The 17,510-nt window shown below is 46.5% G+C and carries 14 protein-coding genes; 9 read left to right on the top strand and 5 right to left on the bottom strand.

What is annotated here, in order from left to right; genetic code table 11:
* On the top strand, window positions 1-854 hold an 854-nt coding region (locus tag QUA47_RS26815; RefSeq protein ID WP_333433003.1), incomplete at its 5' end, for a calcium-binding protein.
* Window positions 855-1,175: 321 nt separating this feature from the next.
* Window positions 1,176-2,210: a calcium-binding protein gene (locus tag QUA47_RS26810; protein ID WP_333433002.1), complete on the top strand. Its 1,035-nt coding sequence runs from the start codon at window positions 1,176-1,178 to the stop codon at window positions 2,208-2,210.
* 105 nt (window positions 2,211-2,315) lie between these two features.
* Here QUA47_RS26810 and QUA47_RS26805 read toward each other — a convergent pair whose 3' ends face one another.
* Window positions 2,316-2,792: an ankyrin repeat domain-containing protein gene (locus QUA47_RS26805; RefSeq protein WP_333433001.1), complete on the bottom strand. Its 477-nt coding sequence runs from the start codon at window positions 2,790-2,792 to the stop codon at window positions 2,316-2,318.
* Window positions 2,793-2,828: 36 nt separating this feature from the next.
* Between QUA47_RS26805 and QUA47_RS26800 the strand changes: the two genes are divergently transcribed.
* Complete coding sequence (locus QUA47_RS26800; protein WP_333433000.1) at window positions 2,829-4,109, top strand: lipid-A-disaccharide synthase; 1,281 nt, start codon at window positions 2,829-2,831, stop codon at window positions 4,107-4,109.
* Window positions 4,110-4,241: 132 nt separating this feature from the next.
* Here QUA47_RS26800 and QUA47_RS26795 read toward each other — a convergent pair whose 3' ends face one another.
* The 3 genes from QUA47_RS26795 to QUA47_RS26785 are packed head-to-tail and all read right to left on the bottom strand — an operon-like array spanning window position 4,242 to window position 5,631.
* Window positions 4,242-4,412 (bottom strand): YqaE/Pmp3 family membrane protein, encoded by a 171-nt coding sequence (locus QUA47_RS26795; protein WP_190662028.1) that lies wholly within the window; start codon window positions 4,410-4,412, stop codon window positions 4,242-4,244.
* 39 nt (window positions 4,413-4,451) lie between these two features.
* The gene (locus QUA47_RS26790) at window positions 4,452-5,396 is read right to left on the bottom strand and encodes a fused MFS/spermidine synthase (RefSeq protein ID WP_190662030.1); all 945 of its coding nucleotides are present in this window, start codon (window positions 5,394-5,396) and stop codon (window positions 4,452-4,454) included.
* Window positions 5,386-5,631, bottom strand: a complete 246-nt coding sequence (locus QUA47_RS26785; RefSeq protein ID WP_333432999.1) for a hypothetical protein — start codon at window positions 5,629-5,631, stop codon at window positions 5,386-5,388. Before QUA47_RS26785 ends, QUA47_RS26790 begins: the two co-directional genes overlap by 11 nt.
* A gap of 381 nt (window positions 5,632-6,012) precedes the next feature.
* Here QUA47_RS26785 and QUA47_RS26780 point away from each other — a divergent pair, with 381 nt between their 5' ends.
* Both QUA47_RS26780 and priA read left to right on the top strand, forming a co-directional pair.
* Window positions 6,013-7,083: an ATP-binding protein gene (locus QUA47_RS26780; RefSeq protein WP_333432998.1), complete on the top strand. Its 1,071-nt coding sequence runs from the start codon at window positions 6,013-6,015 to the stop codon at window positions 7,081-7,083.
* 79 nt (window positions 7,084-7,162) lie between these two features.
* Complete coding sequence (gene priA / locus QUA47_RS26775; protein WP_333432997.1) at window positions 7,163-9,724, top strand: primosomal protein N'; 2,562 nt, start codon at window positions 7,163-7,165, stop codon at window positions 9,722-9,724.
* Window positions 9,725-10,115: 391 nt separating this feature from the next.
* Here priA and gltD read toward each other — a convergent pair whose 3' ends face one another.
* A complete protein-coding gene (gltD, locus tag QUA47_RS26770; protein WP_333432996.1) occupies window positions 10,116-11,600 on the bottom strand; it encodes a glutamate synthase small subunit in 1,485 nt (494 codons plus the stop codon).
* Window positions 11,601-12,117: 517 nt separating this feature from the next.
* Between gltD and QUA47_RS26765 the strand changes: the two genes are divergently transcribed.
* From QUA47_RS26765 to QUA47_RS26750, 4 genes are all read left to right on the top strand, one after another.
* Window positions 12,118-13,149 (top strand): sulfate/molybdate ABC transporter ATP-binding protein, encoded by a 1,032-nt coding sequence (locus QUA47_RS26765; RefSeq protein ID WP_333432995.1) that lies wholly within the window; start codon window positions 12,118-12,120, stop codon window positions 13,147-13,149.
* A 218-nt stretch (window positions 13,150-13,367) separates the two neighbouring features.
* On the top strand, window positions 13,368-15,311 hold the full coding sequence (locus QUA47_RS26760; RefSeq protein WP_333432994.1) for an ATP-binding protein: 1,944 nt from the start codon (window positions 13,368-13,370) through the stop codon (window positions 15,309-15,311).
* A 156-nt stretch (window positions 15,312-15,467) separates the two neighbouring features.
* A complete protein-coding gene (gene cysE, locus QUA47_RS26755; RefSeq protein ID WP_445302550.1) occupies window positions 15,468-16,199 on the top strand; it encodes a serine O-acetyltransferase in 732 nt (243 codons plus the stop codon).
* An 86-nt stretch (window positions 16,200-16,285) separates the two neighbouring features.
* Complete coding sequence (locus QUA47_RS26750; RefSeq protein WP_333432992.1) at window positions 16,286-16,870, top strand: Crp/Fnr family transcriptional regulator; 585 nt, start codon at window positions 16,286-16,288, stop codon at window positions 16,868-16,870.
* Window positions 16,871-17,510 lie beyond the last annotated feature (640 nt).

Below are 17,510 nucleotides of genomic sequence, written 5' to 3'. Positions count from 1 at the left end.
ATCCTTGGGTCAAACCAGCCATTGATTCAGGAATTATAAAATCCGGCAGAGAACACTTTGAAAAGTTCGGTCAAGCCGGCGGCCTCACAAAAATATCGCGGTATTTTGACGAAGATACTTACGTGGAAGGAAATCCAGACCTCAAACTTTTTATCCGCACCCCCAACAACCCAAATGCGCCTTTTTCTACAGGACTAGACCACTTTATCCAATACGGTTACGAACAGGGTCGCAGTCAAGTATCACCTGATTATGACGAAGCGTTGTATCTAGAAAGTCGGCGAGATTTGCTGCCGTTTATTCAGAATGGAACTTTTAAAAGTGGCTACCAGCATTTCATTCAATTCGCAACCAGTGCGACTGTTTTCGGAACTTCCGGCAATGACATTCTCAGTGGTTCCGGGGTGGCGTATGTCGAATTAATAGGAGTTAAATTAGGTTTATTACCTGGAAACAACATCCCATGGTATGAAAGTAACGGCAGCAATGAATTCGATACTCTTATTGGCGGTAGTAGTCGCGATACATTCGTACTTGCCGATGTTCTCCGAAACTCCAAGTTGGGGGACCCGTTCGCACCCTACCAGTTCTACGTCGGGCCGGGTTTTGCTACAATTCGGAACTTTACTCAAGGTCAGGATACCATCCAGATAAGTCCGCCCTTAGAAAACATATTGATGTTTCCGATCAACAATAATCGAGATTTAGCTATCCAAACCAGGGGTTATTCCTTCGTTGAAAATGGAGTTACCATAACCCCTCCGTTTGACACGATCGCTGTTATTGAAGGCGGCGGAAATCTCAGTTTAAATTTATTACCAAAATCAGGTACTTTTACATCTTTTCTTGGATAGAAATCTTGACACTGGTATGGGTTCACCTTTGTCTGCTGGGGAGTACGATCGCACATTCGCAAAAAGGGCGCTCGCACTGTTGTGTTTGCCATAAAAATCATAAAACAGGCTTGACAATAATTACAGCAGGTTCCATGTTGCTCAAGTAAACCTCCAAAACCCAGAAGGGCGCGCACTGTTGGTACCGCCCCTACAACAACCAATTTTTTGTGCTTCATTTACCTAAAAAGTGCTGTAACTTGACATACTGAGTTAGTAGAATTAGTAATAGTGGATCAAGTTTAACCGACAAGTAAGCAGACTCAGCTTGGAGCAAAACTTATGACTAATTATGACATTTTTGATGAACAATACTACCTGGCGCAATATCCTTGGGTCAAACCAGCCATTGATTCAGGAATTATAAAATCCGGCAGAGAACACTTTGAAAAGTTCGGTCAAGCCCGCGGCCTCACCCAAGTATCGCGTTACTTTGACGAAGAAACCTATCTAGCTCAAAATCTAGATCTTGCTCCCTTTGTTCGCACCGCCAATAATCAAAACGCGCCTTTTGCGTCTGGTTTAGACCAATTTATTCAGTTTGGCTACGAAGAAGGCCGCACTCGCGTATCGCCTGACTACAACGAAGATTTTTATTTAGCAAATAACCCAGAACTGCTACCACTTGTTCAGAACGGAACTTTCAAAAATGGCTACCAGCACTTCATCAAATTCGGAAATAAAGAGGGCAGATTTGCGACTTCTTTTGGGGAACCGGAATACTTAATCGACAACCCCGACATCGCGCCGTTGGTCAACTCAGGAGCCTTGAAAACTGGTCGAGAACATTATTTCAAATTTGGGCAATTTGAGCAGAGGCGCTCCGCTACTTTTGTCGGAAGCCGGGGCAATGATATCCTCACTGGTGTAGGGGTAGGGGATGTCGAATTAAAGGGAGTTGAAGTAGGCTCCCTTAACAGCACCGTAGGGACTGAAAGTGACGGCAGCAACGAATTCGATACTCTGATTGGCGGTACGGGTCGCGATACATTCGTGTTCGGGGAAGCTTTAATAGGCAGTAGAGCGTTTTTTCGTGGATTTAAAACTTTCTACATTGGGCCGGGTTTTGCTACAATTCGGAACTTTACCCAAGGTCAGGATATAATCGAACTCAGTGGGTTTTCCTTAGATCCCTACATTCTGGTTCCCACCAACAATAATCGAGATTTAGCAATCCAAACGAACGGCTTGCCCTTCGATCAAAATGGAGTTAGCCAAACCAGCCGCGGTGACACGATCGCAGTTATTGAAGGTGGCGGAAATCTCAAGTTGAATTTATTACCACAATCTCCTTCTGGGAAACTTTTACTTGGATAGAAATATCGCAGCTATTCGGGATTTGCCTGATTGCTGCTTTCGGTGGGATAATTAATTGTACCCTCCAGAAACCGGGTTTCTCGAATAAACCCGGCTTCTAAGTCTTTAATGGCGATCGCGCGCTAGCTTCAAAACCTCAACCGCATCTTTGTGGCCCTCCGAAGACGCCCAAATTAAGGCAGTCCAAGTATTATTATCCTTAGCTTTGATATCAGCTCCTTTATCGATTAAAAATTCCACAACTTGAGTGCGCCCGCTACCTGCTGCACTCATCAAAGCCGTCAAACCAAAATTAGTTTTAGCATTCACATCCGCTCCCGCCTCCAGCAAAAGCTGTACAATCTCGGTATGTCCGGCAGCAGCGGCACTCATTAACGGCGTCCACCCGTCATTGTCGTGACTGTTGACATCCGCACCAGCCCCCAGCAATTTGTTGACGATCGCCGAATTGCCAGCCTCAGCCGCCGTCGTCAAAGCAGTCGCACCTTCCTCATCTTTGGCATTGATATCTGCACGCTGTTCGATCGCACTTTCTACAGCCGCAACATCACCCGTCTTGACGGCATTAATTAAATCTGTCATAAAATCTCCGTTGCATCCTCTCAAATATTAAATCCTATGGCAGTAGATATTTTAATCCTCTCCAACGGCCCCGGAGAATTGGCAACTTGGGTGCGTCCCGCCGTGCAAGCTTTGCGCGAGCAATTGGGAAAGGCGGGCACTCAAGCGCGAATCTCTGTGGTGCTGTCCCCCTGTCCGCACGCCACCGGGAAAGAAGCAGAAATAGCCTGTTCCTACCCAGAAGTTGACAGAGTGCAGGCGCCGGAGCATTTTTTTCCATTCCTATTATCTGGCAAAACTGCTGAAAATTGGGATTGGCACGAAACAGGAGTTGTTTTATTTTTAGGCGGCGATCAATTTTTTACGGTTGTTATTGGCAAAAGGCTCAAATATCGCACTGTTATTTATGCTGAATGGGACGCGCGGTGGTACCGCTGGATTGACAAATTTGCGGCGATGAAACCGGAAGTTTTTGCTAAAATTCCCGAAAAATATGCTAAGAAATTTACAGTTGTCGGAGATTTGATTTCCGAAGTAGGGAACGGGAAATCCGGCAGGGCGAGTACGGGGGCACCGCCCCTACGGACAATAGAATTAATTGGATTGTTGCCGGGTTCTAAAGCCGCCAAATTAGCTTTAGGTGTACCGTTATGTTTGTCGATCGCCCAATCCATCCACCGCATCCGCCCTGAAACTCGCTTTGTAATTCCCGTTGCTCCTACCATAGATGTGCAAACTCTAGCAGGTTTTGCCGACCCTGAACAAAATCCTTGCCTGCATTTATTTGAGAACGCCAGCGCCGAACTTCATTTAACAGAACGGTCGTTTTTGCAGACAGCAAATAACTTGCAAGTAGAACTTTGGACGCAGACGCCCGCCTACGATTTGCTATCAGAATGCAGCCTGTGTTTAACTACTGTGGGAGCGAATACTGCCGAATTGGGTTCGTTAGCCGTACCGATGATTGTTTTGATTCCGACGCAGCAATTGGATGCGATGAAAGCTTGGGACGGATTGCCGGGATTGCTGGCAAATTTACCGTTAGTCGGTTCAGCTTTTGCGACTGCGATTAATTGGCTAATCTGGCAATTGGGAAAGGGAAAGCTTTATGCTTGGCCGAATATTTGGGCACAGGAAGAGATTGTGCCGGAGTTAATTGGGAAGCTGGAACCCGATGCTGTGGCTCAATTGGCGATCGACTATTTGAGCCATCCTGATAAATTAGCACAAATGGGCGATCGTTTGCGTGCGGTTCGAGGAGAATCGGGGGCGGCGAAAAAAATTGCTGAATTGGTTTGTGAAGAAATTGAGGTGCAATCTAATTGTCATAAGAATTAGATTTTTTTATTTTTAACCGCAGAGGAACGCGGATGAATGCAGATTTAATCCAGATTAATTCGTGAAAACAGGCAAAAGAAAGTTTATTTTCTCTTGCCTGTTTATTATCCAAAAACTGGATTTGCCCTCAAGTTAAGCTCGATCGTGCTTAGCAATCACCCAAACAGCGTGAATGATACCGGGAATAAAGCCCAAAAACGTGAGAACCAGGTTGATCCAAAAATCCATACCGATGCCGACAGTCAAAAATACGCCCAGAGGGGGAAGAAAAATTGCAGCGACTATGCGAATTAAATTGTTCATCTCAGTTACTCCAAACGAGTTTTCTCTTTCAATTTAACTTCACTGACTGACAGAGCCTTTCCCGAAAAATTTAGGCGGTGCTGCCATAGTGTAAACTTCGGTTTCAGCGGCGATTACCTGCCGTAAGTGACCGGGAACTTGCATCAATCCCAACAGCGTAATTCCGTCGAACATCCGCAACCCGCCAGTTGTTTTCTCGGCGAGTAATTTGTCAGTAGCTTCGGGATCTGGTCGCGTATTTATTTCTTGATTAGAAGCTACGGCAAAACCCCAAGGAGCTCCATAAGTAGAAATAAAGCTGGTGCAGGATTGAACATTGGAAAAAACAGATTTCAGGGTATTTACAATGCGAGCGTGCATTTTCATTTCTGCCGGAGAAACGGGGCCCGCTTGCACTACGAAATATCCGTTAGGTGACATTACGCTGCGAACTTTCTCAAAATACTCCTTGGTAAACAACTGGAAAGATGGGCCTTCTTCAATGGGATCGGACAAGTCAGAAATGACAATATCCCAATCATTGTCTGTTTTATCTAAATAGTCCAAAGCATCGCCGATTACTACTTCGCAGCGGGGGTCGTCAAAGGCATTTTGGTGCATTTCTGGCAGGTGTTCGCGGCAAGCTTCTACTACTTCGCCGTCAATGTCGATCATCACGACTTTTTCAACTGTTTTCCAGCGCAGAACTTCTCTAATCGTAGCTCCTTCTCCGCCACCGAGAACGAGGACTTTTTTGGGTGAACCGTGACAAATCATGGCTGGGTGTACCAGGGGTTCGTGGTACAGAAACTCGTCGCCTGTACAAGATTGCCACTTACCGTCTAAAACTAAGCCTTTGCCGTAGGTACCGGTCTGAACTACGTACATTTCTTGATAGGCTGTTTTCTTGTAAGCGAGCACCGCGATGACGCCGTGAACGTAAATATCCCAAGGGGTAATGTACTCGCTCATCCAAAAATCGGCACGAACTTCGCTACCTGACATCAATTACTCTCCAAATATAAACTGCTGTGTCGATGTTGTCACAAGTAGTAGTTATTAGCACAAAATGGTGCGGGTGTGTGAGTACGATCGACACATTAAAGTGAGATTTCTCAGCAATGCTATAGTGTGATTGCGTTCTGGGAGAGAGCAACGAGCTTGTTACTTGAGATTGCTTGTGGGCGATCGCGCGCCCAGTCGATCGCACTTTTCCCGTCGCCCCGGAGTCTGATCGCACTCACATTTAATATTTTTGCTTTGCATTGCCGACGGGTTTTGTACAAAGGTTGTCTGAATCGGGCATTTTTTTGCGCTGGGCCCGCCTTTATAAGTTTGCGATCGCCCTGCTTATTTATCAATAATCGGATGAAAAGCCCACAAATGCGAGTACAGGGAAGAAAAGTAGCGATCGGTTTTAACGAGATTTGTTATTAATATGTTGACATTTTGAAGGTACATTAGATAAGATTTTTAGATCGACCGAAATAAAGGAAGTGTTGAAATTTTCGGACACAATTGGCGACGCAATGTGTTCCAAAATTGTAACTAGGTAAAGGGTGCAACTAAATTTTCTAATAAAACTGTTCTGACACTATTTTGAGTTTAAAAATAATAGCCGATGGAACCAAGAGACTGGGAAAAAAGAATCAAAGAGCTGGAAAAGGAAAATCGCATCCTGCGGAAAAAACTCGAAAATTCGGAAACCGAACGCAGCCAATTACAAGCCCTTAATCAAAAAAAAGCATCTTTGCTAAAAAAGCTCACGCAGGAATTTAGAGAGTCCGAAAATATTTTAAAAGCAAGAATGTCTACACTAGAAAAAGCTCTGGAAAACCAGCAAACAATGCAGCTCAAATTGATCGAAGCAGAAAAGATGTCTGCTTTGGGGATTTTGGTAGCTGGTATCGCCCACGAAATCAACAATCCCGTCAACTTCATCTACGGCAATATTACCTATGTCAATGATTACGCTGGCGACCTTTTAAAATTGCTCGCAATGTACCAGGATCGCTATCCCGAAACAGATGCAGAGATTGAAGCTTTTATTGACAAAATTGACCTCAACTTTCTGCGCGAAGATTTGTTGAAAACTCTTTCGTCCATGAAAGTGGGTTCCGAGCGCATCCGTGAAATTGTGCTGACTTTACGCAACTTTGCGCGGGTAGATGAAGCAGAAAAGAAACCAGTTAATATTCACGAAGGAATTGACAGCACCTTGTTAATATTGCAAAATTTGACTAAAGAAAAACCCGGTCATGCGGCTATAAAAATTGTTAAAAATTATGGGCAATTGCCGAAAATTGAATGTTATGCGGGGCAATTAAACCAGGTATTTATGAACATCATTAATAATGCTGTTGATGCCGTGCGGGAGCGAGATCAAAAGCTTTCCATAGGGGAAATAGAAGCCAACCCCAGCCAGATTGTAATTACTACTTCTATTTTTTCCGAAAATTGGACGAGAATTAGCATCAAAGATAACGGTTTGGGAATGGATGAAACTGTAAAAGGTAAAATTTTCAATCCGTTTTTCACCACAAAACCAGTCGGTCACGGGACCGGCTTGGGACTGTCAATTAGCTATCAAATTGTTGTGGACAAACACGGCGGGAGGTTGGAGTGCATATCCGCAATGGGAGAAGGTACTGAATTCGTGATCGAGATTCCGATCGCCAATTCCCGCAGCTAAGATCGATCGATCGAGCTAAACTGAGGGATAATGAAAACTCCCTTTGACCGCGGCTCCTCCTAGTTTGATGTGCAACCCTATGTCTACTGTCACTTTTGGTTTGTCAACCCCTATAGCGGCAGAGGCCGGGGCATCCTACGGCAGCAGCGAACCGCCACAGCGCCCCACCGTGCGGGCAGAGTGGATCGAGGTATTGGTGGACTCTCCTTTCAGGGTTGCGGGGGACTCGTCTGGGGAGGAAAATAAGTTATTTACCTATCGTTTACCTGCGGAACTTACCGTGCAACCAGGGGATATTTTGAGTGTACCCTTTGGCAGTCAACAGGTAGGCGCGATCGCGATTCGGTTCATTTCTCAACTGCCGCCAGACTTAGATCCGGCGCGGGTTAAAGATGTCGAAGATGTTGTCAGTACGGGATTTTTCCCACCGACTTACTGGGAATTACTCGAACGCACCGCCACCTATTATTGCACACCTTTAATTCAAGTAATTAGAGCCTCGCTGCCGCCAGGTTTGTTAAGCCGTTCCGTGCGCCGAATTCGCTTAATTAAAAGTGCTATTTCTCCCAATGCCGAAACATTTCTCAATCCCGCAGCCAGTCAAATTTTACAATTGCTGCAATCTCAAAAAAACGGCGATTACACTTGGCAATACCTGCAGCGCCAAGTTAAGGGAAGTTATCGGGGATTGAAAGATTTATTGAAACGCGGTTGGGTAGAAAGTTATTTAGAACCGCCCAATCCTCCCAAACCACAACTCAAACCGGCAGTGACATTAATTGCTAGTGCATTTGTCACAGATTTAACCAAGCGGCAACAAGAAGTATTGGAAGTTTTGCGGCGCGGCGGCGGTGAAATGTGGCTGAACGATTTGTTGAGAATTTGCAGTGCGAGTTCTTCCGTTGTAAAAGCTTTGGAGCAAAAAGGTAGCGTTGTAATTGACCAAAGGGAAGTTCTCAGGGGCGATCGCGGAATTTCTCAATTGCCCGATGCACCAAAAACTTTAACTCATTTTCAAGCTCAAGCCTTAGCGTTTATTAACTCTTTTTCGGGATTCCGTCAAGTGCTGCTGCACGGCGTTACAGGTTCCGGGAAAACCGAAGTGTATTTGCAGGCGATCGCCCCCATCTTAGCCAGCGGCAAATCCGCCCTCGTACTCGTTCCCGAAATCGGTTTGACACCGCAACTTACAGACAGATTCCGCGCCCGTTTTGGCGAGCAAATTTGCGTCTACCACAGCGCCCTATCCGACGGCGAACGTTACGATACATGGCGTCAGATGCTGACTGGAACCCCGCAAATTGTCATCGGCACGCGATCGGCCATTTTTGCTCCTTTACCTCACCTCGGCTTAATTATCCTCGATGAAGAACACGACAGCAGCTTCAAACAAGACCAACCAGCCCCGTGCTACCACGCCCGCACCGTTGCCAAATGGCGGGCAGAATTAGAAAATTGTCCCTTAATTTTAGGTTCCGCAACGCCAGCATTAGAGACTTTTGTCGGGACGCGAAGAGATTATTACTCGTTACCAAATATCCATTATTTATCATTGCCCGATCGCATTTATTCGCGCCCGATGCCACCTGTGGAAATAGTCGATATGCGCCAAGAATTGCGGCAAGGAAACCGCTCAATTTTCAGCGCTTCCCTGCAAAACGCCCTGGAACAATTGAGAGCAAGACAACAGCAAGGTATTCTATTTATTCACAGAAGAGGACACAGTACCTTTGTGTCTTGTCGGAGTTGCGGCTATGTGATGGAATGCCCGAACTGCGATGTTTCGCTTTCTTATCACCACGTCGGCGAAGCAACCGCAGAAATATTGCGCTGTCACTACTGCAACCACACCGAACGACACCCCCAAAACTGCCCGGAATGCAGTTCTCCTTACTTCAAAAACTTTGGCAGCGGTACTCAGCGAGTAGAACAGGAATTAACGAGATTATTTCCCGAATTGCGGGCAATCCGATTTGACAGCGATACGACTAGAAATAAGGGCGATCACCGCAGATTGTTAACGCAATTTGCCAATGGGGAAGCTGACATTTTGTTGGGTACGCAAATGCTGACGAAAGGGTTAGATTTAGCGGGAGTCACATTGGTGGGAGTTGTGTCTGCTGACGGGCTGCTGAACTTATCGGATTATCGGGCAAGCGAACGAGCTTTTCAAACATTAACTCAAGTCGCGGGCCGTGCAGGCAGAGGTGACGATCCGGGGCGGGTAATTATTCAAACTTACACTCCCGAACATCGAGTTATTCAAGCAGTTAGGCGGCACGAATATGCAGATTTTGTGGAAACAGAATTAGCAGAAAGAGCGGCGCTGAATTATCCACCTTCGGGGCGTCTGATTTTGTTGCGGTTGAGCAGTGTAGATGCGGCAGAAGTCGCGGTGACGGCGGTACAATTGGCGTCTGTTTGTCAGGAGTATATTGAGCGATTGTCTGTACCGGGGTGTGAGTTGTTGGGGCCTGCACCTGCGGCGATTATGCGGGTGGCAAATCGGTATCGGTGGCAGATTTTGCTGAAGTTGCCTTTGGATGAGTCGGTGGATTTGTCGGATTTGATCGGATTGCGCGATCGCACCCCGCGTTCTGTTAGTTTAGCTATTGATGTCGATCCGTTGAATTTTGGTTGATTGGTGGTGGAGAAATGCGATCGGGAACAGGAGAGGGCGGGCACGGGGGCACCGCCCCTAGGATTATTTTGGGGTAGGGAAACGGCACTGCCGTGTCCTTTATCCTGTCAACGGTAGGGAAACGGCACTGCCGTGTCCTTTATCCTGTCAACAAGGGCGTTAAACCCTCAGTCCGGCAGGGGTTTCAACCCCTGCCTCAAAGCTAAAGTCCTCTTAAGAGGACTGAGAAAAAGACTTGTAAACTGATTAGTCCTCTTCAGAGGACTTTCGCTATGAGACAGGGAATTCATTCCCTGGCGGACTGCCGGGTAGGCGGGAGGACTGGCGGACAAAAAGCTTAAGTTGACACGCCTTGGGCACGGCGCCGTCTCCCTACTGTAAATCCTACCAACTAAGGCAAATCAGTGCTCCCCATCAGATAAAGGTCGCACTCCCGGGCCACGCCGCGCCCTTCGTTAATCGCCCAAACCACCAAACTTTGTCCCCGGCGACAGTCACCAGCCGCGAAAACTCCCGGAATGCTGGTTGTATATTTTTCGTGCTCGGCTTTCACATTGCTGCGCGCGTCCCGTTCCAATCCCAGCGCATCCAGCAAGGGCTGTTCCGGGCCGAGGAAGCCCATCGCTAGCAACACAAGCTGTGCGGGCAACACTTTTTCCGTGCCCGGGATGTGATTCGGAATAAACTGCCCTTTCTCGTTTTTCGCCCACTCCACCTCAACGGTGTGCACGGCTTTGACATTGCCGTTTTCGTCGCCCTCGAACTTTGTCGCTGTGGTGAGATAGCCGCGCGGGTCGTCGCCAAATTTGGCGGCGGCTTCTTCTTGGCCGTAGTCGAGACGGTAGACTTTCGGCCATTCCGGCCAGGGATTGTTGGCGGCGCGTTCTGAGGGCGGTTTGGGCAGGATTTCTAGCTGTACGAGGCTTTTGCAGCCGTGGCGGATGGAGGTGCCCACGCAGTCGGTGCCGGTGTCGCCACCGCCGATGATCACGATATCTTTGTCTTCGGCGGAGATGAAGTTATCGTTTGTGCTCTTGTCTAAAACTGCTTTGGTGTTCGCTGTCAGGAAGTCCATTGCGAAGTGGATGCCTTTTAATTCCCGGCCTTCAATGCCCAAGTCGCGGGGTTTGGTGGCGCCGGTACAGAGCACAACGGAGTCGTATTCTTTTAGCAGTTGTTCGGCTGGTAAGTCTTTGCCGACTTCGGTGTTGCAGACGAATGTCACGCCTTCGTCTTCGAGGACTTTGAGGCGACGCATTACGACTTGTTCTTTGTCTAGCTTCATGTTGGGGATGCCATACATTAGCAGGCCGCCTGGTCGATCGGCTCTTTCGTATACTGTTACCCAATGACCGGCTTTGTTGAGTTGCGCGGCGGCGGACAAACCGGCAGGGCCAGAACCGATGACGGCGATTTTTTTGCCGGTGCGTTTGGCTGGCGGTTCGGCAGTAACCCAGCCTTCATCCCAGCCTTTATCGATAATTGCGGCTTCGATGTTTTTAATCGTCACCGGCGGGTTGTTGATGCCGAGCACGCAAGCGCCTTCGCAGGGTGCGGGACAGACGCGGCCGGTGAATTCGGGGAAGTTGTTCGTTTTGTGGAGTCTGTCTAGGGCTTCTTTCCAGAGTCCGCGATATACGAGGTCGTTCCATTCGGGGATGAGGTTGTTAATCGGGCAGCCGCTTGCCATGCCGCTAATAATTGTGCCCGTGTGGCAAAACGGAATGCCGCAATCCATGCAGCGCGCGCCTTGGGTGCGGAGTTTGTCCTCCTCCATTGGCAGGTGAAATTCGTCCCAGTTGTGGACTCTCTCGACTGGTGAGAGTTCGGAGGGCAATTCGCGCAAGAATTCGATAAAGCCTGTTGGTTTTCCCATAGTGGTGTTCTGGTTAGAATTTACTATTCTGTCAGTTTCTCAAAGGTGAAGCTGGCGGGCTTCTGAATTAACTATTGTGATCTAAATTGTGTGCGATCGCACCTCAGATTGAGCAATTCCTACCTGAAATCTTCAATATCGCCGGGAGTCGGGGAATTGTCGCCAGCCGTAAAAAATAGAGCGACAGCAAACAAACCGGGTTTTTTACGAGGCTTAAAGGTTTTAAAGGTTTTGATGCAGTATTTTCGTCCATCAAACCCGGTTTCTGCGTAATTTCAGCATTGCTTACTCTGGGACGATCGCATTTACCGCTACAGCCACATCTCGAAACGCTCGCGGCTTAACTCGGACGACCCGCCAGCCTCAACTTTGAAACGCAGTCCCCATCAGGAGGGCATCGAGATCCTATACAAAAAGTTACAGACCTTGCAAAATATTATTTTCAGGATATACTACTGTAAATCTGTCAGATAAGCGGAGTTTACTTGTTTAACTCCAAAAATAGGTAAATAAACTCATGAGTATTACAGTTCAGAACGTATCGAAACACTTCGGCTCCTTCCACGCAATTGACAACGTGAATTTGGAAATTAAAAGGGGTTCTTTAGTCGCGCTGTTGGGACCTTCCGGTTCCGGGAAATCGACTCTGCTGAGGATGATCGCGGGGCTAGAACCGCCAGACAGCGGTCAGATTTACCTGACCGGTGAAAATGCTACTCATCAGTCGGTGCAGGAACGGCATATCGGTTTTGTGTTTCAGCACTACGCTTTATTCAAACACATGAGTATTCGGAAAAATATTGCCTTTGCGATGGAAATTCGCAAAGTTCCTAAAGGCTCTATTAGCCGGCGGGTTGATGAACTTTTGGATTTAGTGCAGTTGACAGGTTTGGGCGATCGCTATCCTTCGCAACTTTCTGGGGGCCAGCGGCAGCGGGTTGCTTTGGCCAGAGCTCTAGCAGTTCAACCAAAAGTGCTGCTGCTAGACGAACCTTTTGGAGCATTAGATGCTAAAGTCCGCAAAGAATTGCGATCGTGGCTGCACAACCTTCACAAAGAAGTTAACATCACCACAGTTTTTGTGACTCACGACCAAGAAGAAGCTATGGAAGTAGCCGATGAAATTGTGGTGATGAACAAAGGTAGAGTCGAACAAGTTGGCACTCCTGCTGAAATTTACGACAAACCGGCATCAGCTTTTGTGATGAGTTTTATTGGGCCGGTCAATGTGCTGTCGAATGCTGCGGGTTTGTTCGCCAGCAACGGTACAACGGCTCGCAATAATGGAGCCGCTCATTCGGACGTAGTGTTTTTGCGCCCCCACGACGTGGAAATTAAAACTAAGCCGGAGTCGGGTTTTTCATTAGCAAAAGTCAGTCGCATCATTCATTTAGGGCGGGAAATACAAACCGAGTTAGTGTTAGAATCGCAGCAGGTAGTAACAGCTTACGTGAGTCGCGAGCGCTTCGATTCTCTACAGTTAACGCGAGATCAGCAGGTTTATGTCAAGCCCAAACACGCGATGACTTTCCCTGCTTATTCAATTTAAATCAGCGACTGCATCTTACTCAAAATACTATCCGGGCGCTTCTACAAAACACTGCTCCCACATCGTTACCAGGCTTGTGCCTGGTAATGCTGTCTCGTGGCTCTAAATCGGAGGCAGAGCCTCCTGAAATTCATTCCCAGGCAGAGCCTGAGAACGAGAAAAACGAGAAAACCCAGGCAGAGAGGCTGGAAGAACTAAAAAAAAGATAGGTGAAGAATATGACTGCTAACAAATTCAAGAATTTAGCAACTAGCACTTTACTTAGTTATCGCCGTTACCTCCAGGCAGGATTAACACTTTGTGCAGGATTGGGACTGTCTGCGATCGCCTCTTCAGTTGCGTACAATTGGGAATACAAATCCATGCAAGCCGAACTGCAAGATCGGCTGGACAAAATAGCTACAGACATTCAGAAAGATGTTAGCAGCAATTTAGAAATAATTCGTGCTGCTGGAGCATTTTACAGCGTATTTGACGGCGTTAAAAAACCAGAAATGAAGACATTTGTTGGTTCTGCCCTGTACCGCCATCCGAGCCTGAAGGCGATCGCTTGGCTGCCCCGTGTTTCTGACTCTCCGCAATTCCTGACTGATGAAATAGATTTAGGTTTAGATTTGACTGCCAATCGGCTAGCGTTAGAAAAAGCCGCCAAAAGACAAGAAATTATTGCGACTGACCGCCAAAAATGGTCTTCACAAAATCAAGCAAGCGTCTTCGTCTTTCTGCCAATTTTTAGTCAAGCTTCTGCTGGCGACACCGCAGAATGGCAGCAAAACTTACCTGCTAGAAATCCAGAAAATTTGAAAGGTTTTGCTTTGGGAATTTTGCTTGTTGATGCTATTGTCAAGTCAGCTTTACAGGAAACTCAACTCAACTTTGTTAATGTGTATCTTCAAGATGCTATGGCTCCTGAAGCAGAAAGATTTCTCGCTTTTTACGAAGCAAAGACTAAAAGGATCGTCACCGACGAAAACATTAAAAACCAACTTCCAATTGGGGAAAGAGCTTACTGCCCCGATGGCAGCAGTTGCACCCGCATTCTCAATATTGAAAATCGCAGGTGGTTGCTGCAACTGCGGCTAACGCCAGAGTACATTAATCCTCTAAGATTTTGGCGTTCTTTGACTGTTTTAATTTGTGGGACAATCTTAACTTTGGCGGCGACACTTTATCTAATGAGCTTGTGGAATTATACCGCTCTCATTGAAAAAATAGCAGCAGAACGCACGGCTAAATCTCAAAGGCTAGAACAAACTTTGCAAGAGTTGCAGCAAACTCAAAGTCAACTGATTCAGCAGGAAAAAATGTCTAGTTTGGGTTTATTAGTCGCTGGTGTCGCCCACGAAGTGAACAATCCTATTAGTTTTATTTACGGCAATATCCACCACGCCAGCGCATATACTAGCGATTTGTTGGAGTTGGTAAAACTCTACCAAAAACACTATTTATACCCTCCGGCAGAAATTTTAGAGTATTTAGAAAAGGTTGACTTTGACTTTCTCAGGAAAGATTTGCCACAACTGCTGTCTTCGATGAAAATAGGAGCAGATCGCATTGTTCAAATCGTCCAATCTTTGCGGAATTTCTCTCGCTTAGATGAAAGCGAAATGAAACCTGTTAACATCCATGAAGGCATTGACAGCACTCTGCTAATTCTGCAAAGCCGCCTGAAAGCTACAGGCGATCGCCCGCCGATCGAGATTGTTAAAAACTACGGCAATTTACCTTTAGTAGAGTGCTATGCCGGACAATTAAATCAGGTGTTTATGAATATTCTGGCTAATGCGATCGACGCCCTTGAGAGTTACAACCTCGATCGCGGGCCCAAAACAGCGAAAGCCAATCCGATCGCGATCGCCATAACCACAGAATATTCAATCCCTGACAAAATAATTGTGCGGATATCTGACAACGGCCCGGGTATGGCAGAAAATGTCAAAAAACGGCTGTTCGACCCCTTCTTTACGACGAAACCGGTCGGAAAAGGGACAGGATTGGGACTGTCCATCAGCTATAAAATTGTCGTAGAAAAGCACAAGGGTGCGCTGCGCTGCGATTCGACACCGGGATTGGGGACGGAATTCTCGATCGAGATTCCGCTGCGGCAAGAAGTGAGACAAGCTGTACCGTTTGTTTCGCGGAAAATATCCGAGGCAGCTTAGAAAGGGCTGGGGAAGAAAAATTTTTTTCTCATTAACTACTGTAATTCGGTCGGATTATAGTATTATATGTAAGAATGGCAAAACCAATACTGCTTTATGCAGCTTAAACCGTCGGCACTGCCGATACTGTATAACCCAAACACGGCGGGACTAAATATGTTCAGTGACTTGCAAATTATTTACGAACGCGACCCCGCGGCGCGCAACTGGCTGGAAGTATTATTTTGCTATCCCGGACTGCAAGCACTTTTTTTGCACCGGATAGCACACTGGCTTTATTTCGCTGGCCTGCCGTTTGTACCGCGCTTGATTTCCCAACTAAGTCGGTTTTTAACAGGTATTGAGATCCACCCAGGTGCGAAAATTGGTAGGGGCGTGTTTATCGACCACGGCATGGGGGTGGTAATTGGCGAAACTGCGATCGTTGGAGATTATGCTGTAATTTATCAAGGAGCGACCATTGGCGGTACGGGTAAAGAAATAGGAAAACGGCATCCGACGCTGGGAGAAAATGTAGTGGTAGGAGCGGGTGCTAAAGTTTTAGGCAATATTCAAATTGGCAATAATGTTCGGATTGGTGCGGGTTCGGTAGTGCTGCGGGATGTCCCTAGCGATTGCACTGTTGTGGGAATTCCCGGTCGCATTATCTCTCGGAAAAAGCAGGTGGAAGATGCTCAAAATTCTCAAGGTCTACCGGATTTGGAAGCTCAAGCGATTCGAGCTTTGTTCGATAGAATTAAGGATTTAGAAGAGCAGGTTGCTTTTTTGAAATCTCAACTCTCTCCGAGCAAAGCAACTCAATTAGAGCAAGCAGAGAGAGAAAAAAATGGATTATTCCTGTCTTCGGATTTATTTATTACACAGTTTTTAGACGGTGCAGGAATCTAGTAAAGCTTTAATTTATATAGATTTTTCCCCGCAACACTATCGTGCTGCAATGTACGAAATAAACTTTATTCCTTCAGTAACTGGCTATGACTATTGCTTCTATTTCCACTAAAACTTTTGATGAAACGAGCCGACATACATTTTCTCGCCGCTCGCACTTGCCCCACAGAAGCAATGCTCTGTGGCGAATTGAAACTGGAGTAGTGCGAACTGTAACGTGGCTTGAAGATGGCACAATTATCACCTTGGGATTGTGGGGGCCTGGTGATACGATAGGCAAACCGATATCAAAATGCGATCCTTTTCAAATTGAATGCCTCACTAAAGTCGAAGCAATTTTACTATTGGGCGAGCGCTGGCTAAATAGAGATATTTTGCTCAATCACATTCAGCAGGCTGAAGACTTTATGGTAATGCGAGGTTACAAAAGAGTTGATTTTATGCTCTATCAACTATTAACTTGGTTGGCTAAGAGGTTTGGTTCTGAGGTAGAGCGAGGACATCTAATCGATATGATTTTAACGCACCAGGACATTGCAGAAATTATCGGTACAAGTCGCGTAACTGTCACTCGCACCCTGGGTCATTTTGAGCAGCAAGGCTTGATCGATCGTCTGCCGCTCCACCGGATTATTCTACAACCTTCCGAGGTTTGGCACTACGAAATATAAAAGGTTATTAACTGTTAATTGTTTACTAGCGCCGATGTAGGTGATAGGAATGCAGTCGAAATATTTTTTTCGGTGACAATGCTATATTCGAGCAAATTCACAGTTTTATAGACAACAAATAATTTGTATCGAATCTGCGTTAATTAAATTAACTCATCGACTCGTCAATAAGTTCAAAAGCAAGGGCGACGATCGCACTTGCTTTTTTCTTTGTGTTGATTTCTTTCTTCTCACTGCCAACAGATGCGATATCTCGCACCTGTTGGCTGCCGTTAAGTAGGTAAGTATGAATAAACTTAACGATGACACAGCATATATCCGCCTACCTACTTAGCAGTTACTTTAAGGCGGGGGTATTGCCTCTAAAATACTCGCTTCCTGCAACATTTGAGACTTTCGGGCTCTACCCGCTTCTGGGTATTCCCAAGACGGTGCAAAGGGTGGAACCAAGAAGGAGCAAGCTTTCCACCCACCCTGTACCCCCACGCCGAGCATCAGGCAGTTTCCGCCCCTGTGCCCGTGCTGCTCGTAAAACCGACAGTGCCGACAGCTTAAACCTACATTTACAGCACTTCCGGATGTTATGAGGTACAATAAAATCGACTAAAAATAATATACCAATGAAAGCATACTCAGTAGA

It is taken from the genome of Microcoleus sp. MON2_D5 (assembly GCF_036701905.1).
Lineage (GTDB): Bacteria > Cyanobacteriota > Cyanobacteriia > Cyanobacteriales > Microcoleaceae > Microcoleus.
The sequence above is the reverse complement of the archived record's forward strand: the minus strand, read 5'-3'. Positions and strand labels throughout refer to the sequence as shown.

Coding starts and splice junctions, on each gene's coding strand:
- gltD (WP_333432996.1), bottom strand. CDS start 11,600: ATGGGAAAACCAACAGGCTTTATCGAATTCTTGCGCGAATTGCCCTCC.
- priA (WP_333432997.1), top strand. CDS start 7,163: ATGTCTACTGTCACTTTTGGTTTGTCAACCCCTATAGCGGCAGAGGCC.
- QUA47_RS26790 (WP_190662030.1), bottom strand. CDS start 5,396: ATGTCAGGTAGCGAAGTTCGTGCCGATTTTTGGATGAGCGAGTACATT.
- QUA47_RS26810 (WP_333433002.1), top strand. CDS start 1,176: ATGACTAATTATGACATTTTTGATGAACAATACTACCTGGCGCAATAT.
- QUA47_RS26800 (WP_333433000.1), top strand. CDS start 2,829: ATGGCAGTAGATATTTTAATCCTCTCCAACGGCCCCGGAGAATTGGCA.
- cysE (WP_445302550.1), top strand. CDS start 15,468: ATGTTCAGTGACTTGCAAATTATTTACGAACGCGACCCCGCGGCGCGC.
- QUA47_RS26750 (WP_333432992.1), top strand. CDS start 16,286: ATGACTATTGCTTCTATTTCCACTAAAACTTTTGATGAAACGAGCCGA.
- QUA47_RS26760 (WP_333432994.1), top strand. CDS start 13,368: ATGACTGCTAACAAATTCAAGAATTTAGCAACTAGCACTTTACTTAGT.
- QUA47_RS26765 (WP_333432995.1), top strand. CDS start 12,118: ATGAGTATTACAGTTCAGAACGTATCGAAACACTTCGGCTCCTTCCAC.
- QUA47_RS26795 (WP_190662028.1), bottom strand. CDS start 4,412: ATGAACAATTTAATTCGCATAGTCGCTGCAATTTTTCTTCCCCCTCTG.
- QUA47_RS26780 (WP_333432998.1), top strand. CDS start 6,013: ATGGAACCAAGAGACTGGGAAAAAAGAATCAAAGAGCTGGAAAAGGAA.
- QUA47_RS26805 (WP_333433001.1), bottom strand. CDS start 2,792: ATGACAGATTTAATTAATGCCGTCAAGACGGGTGATGTTGCGGCTGTA.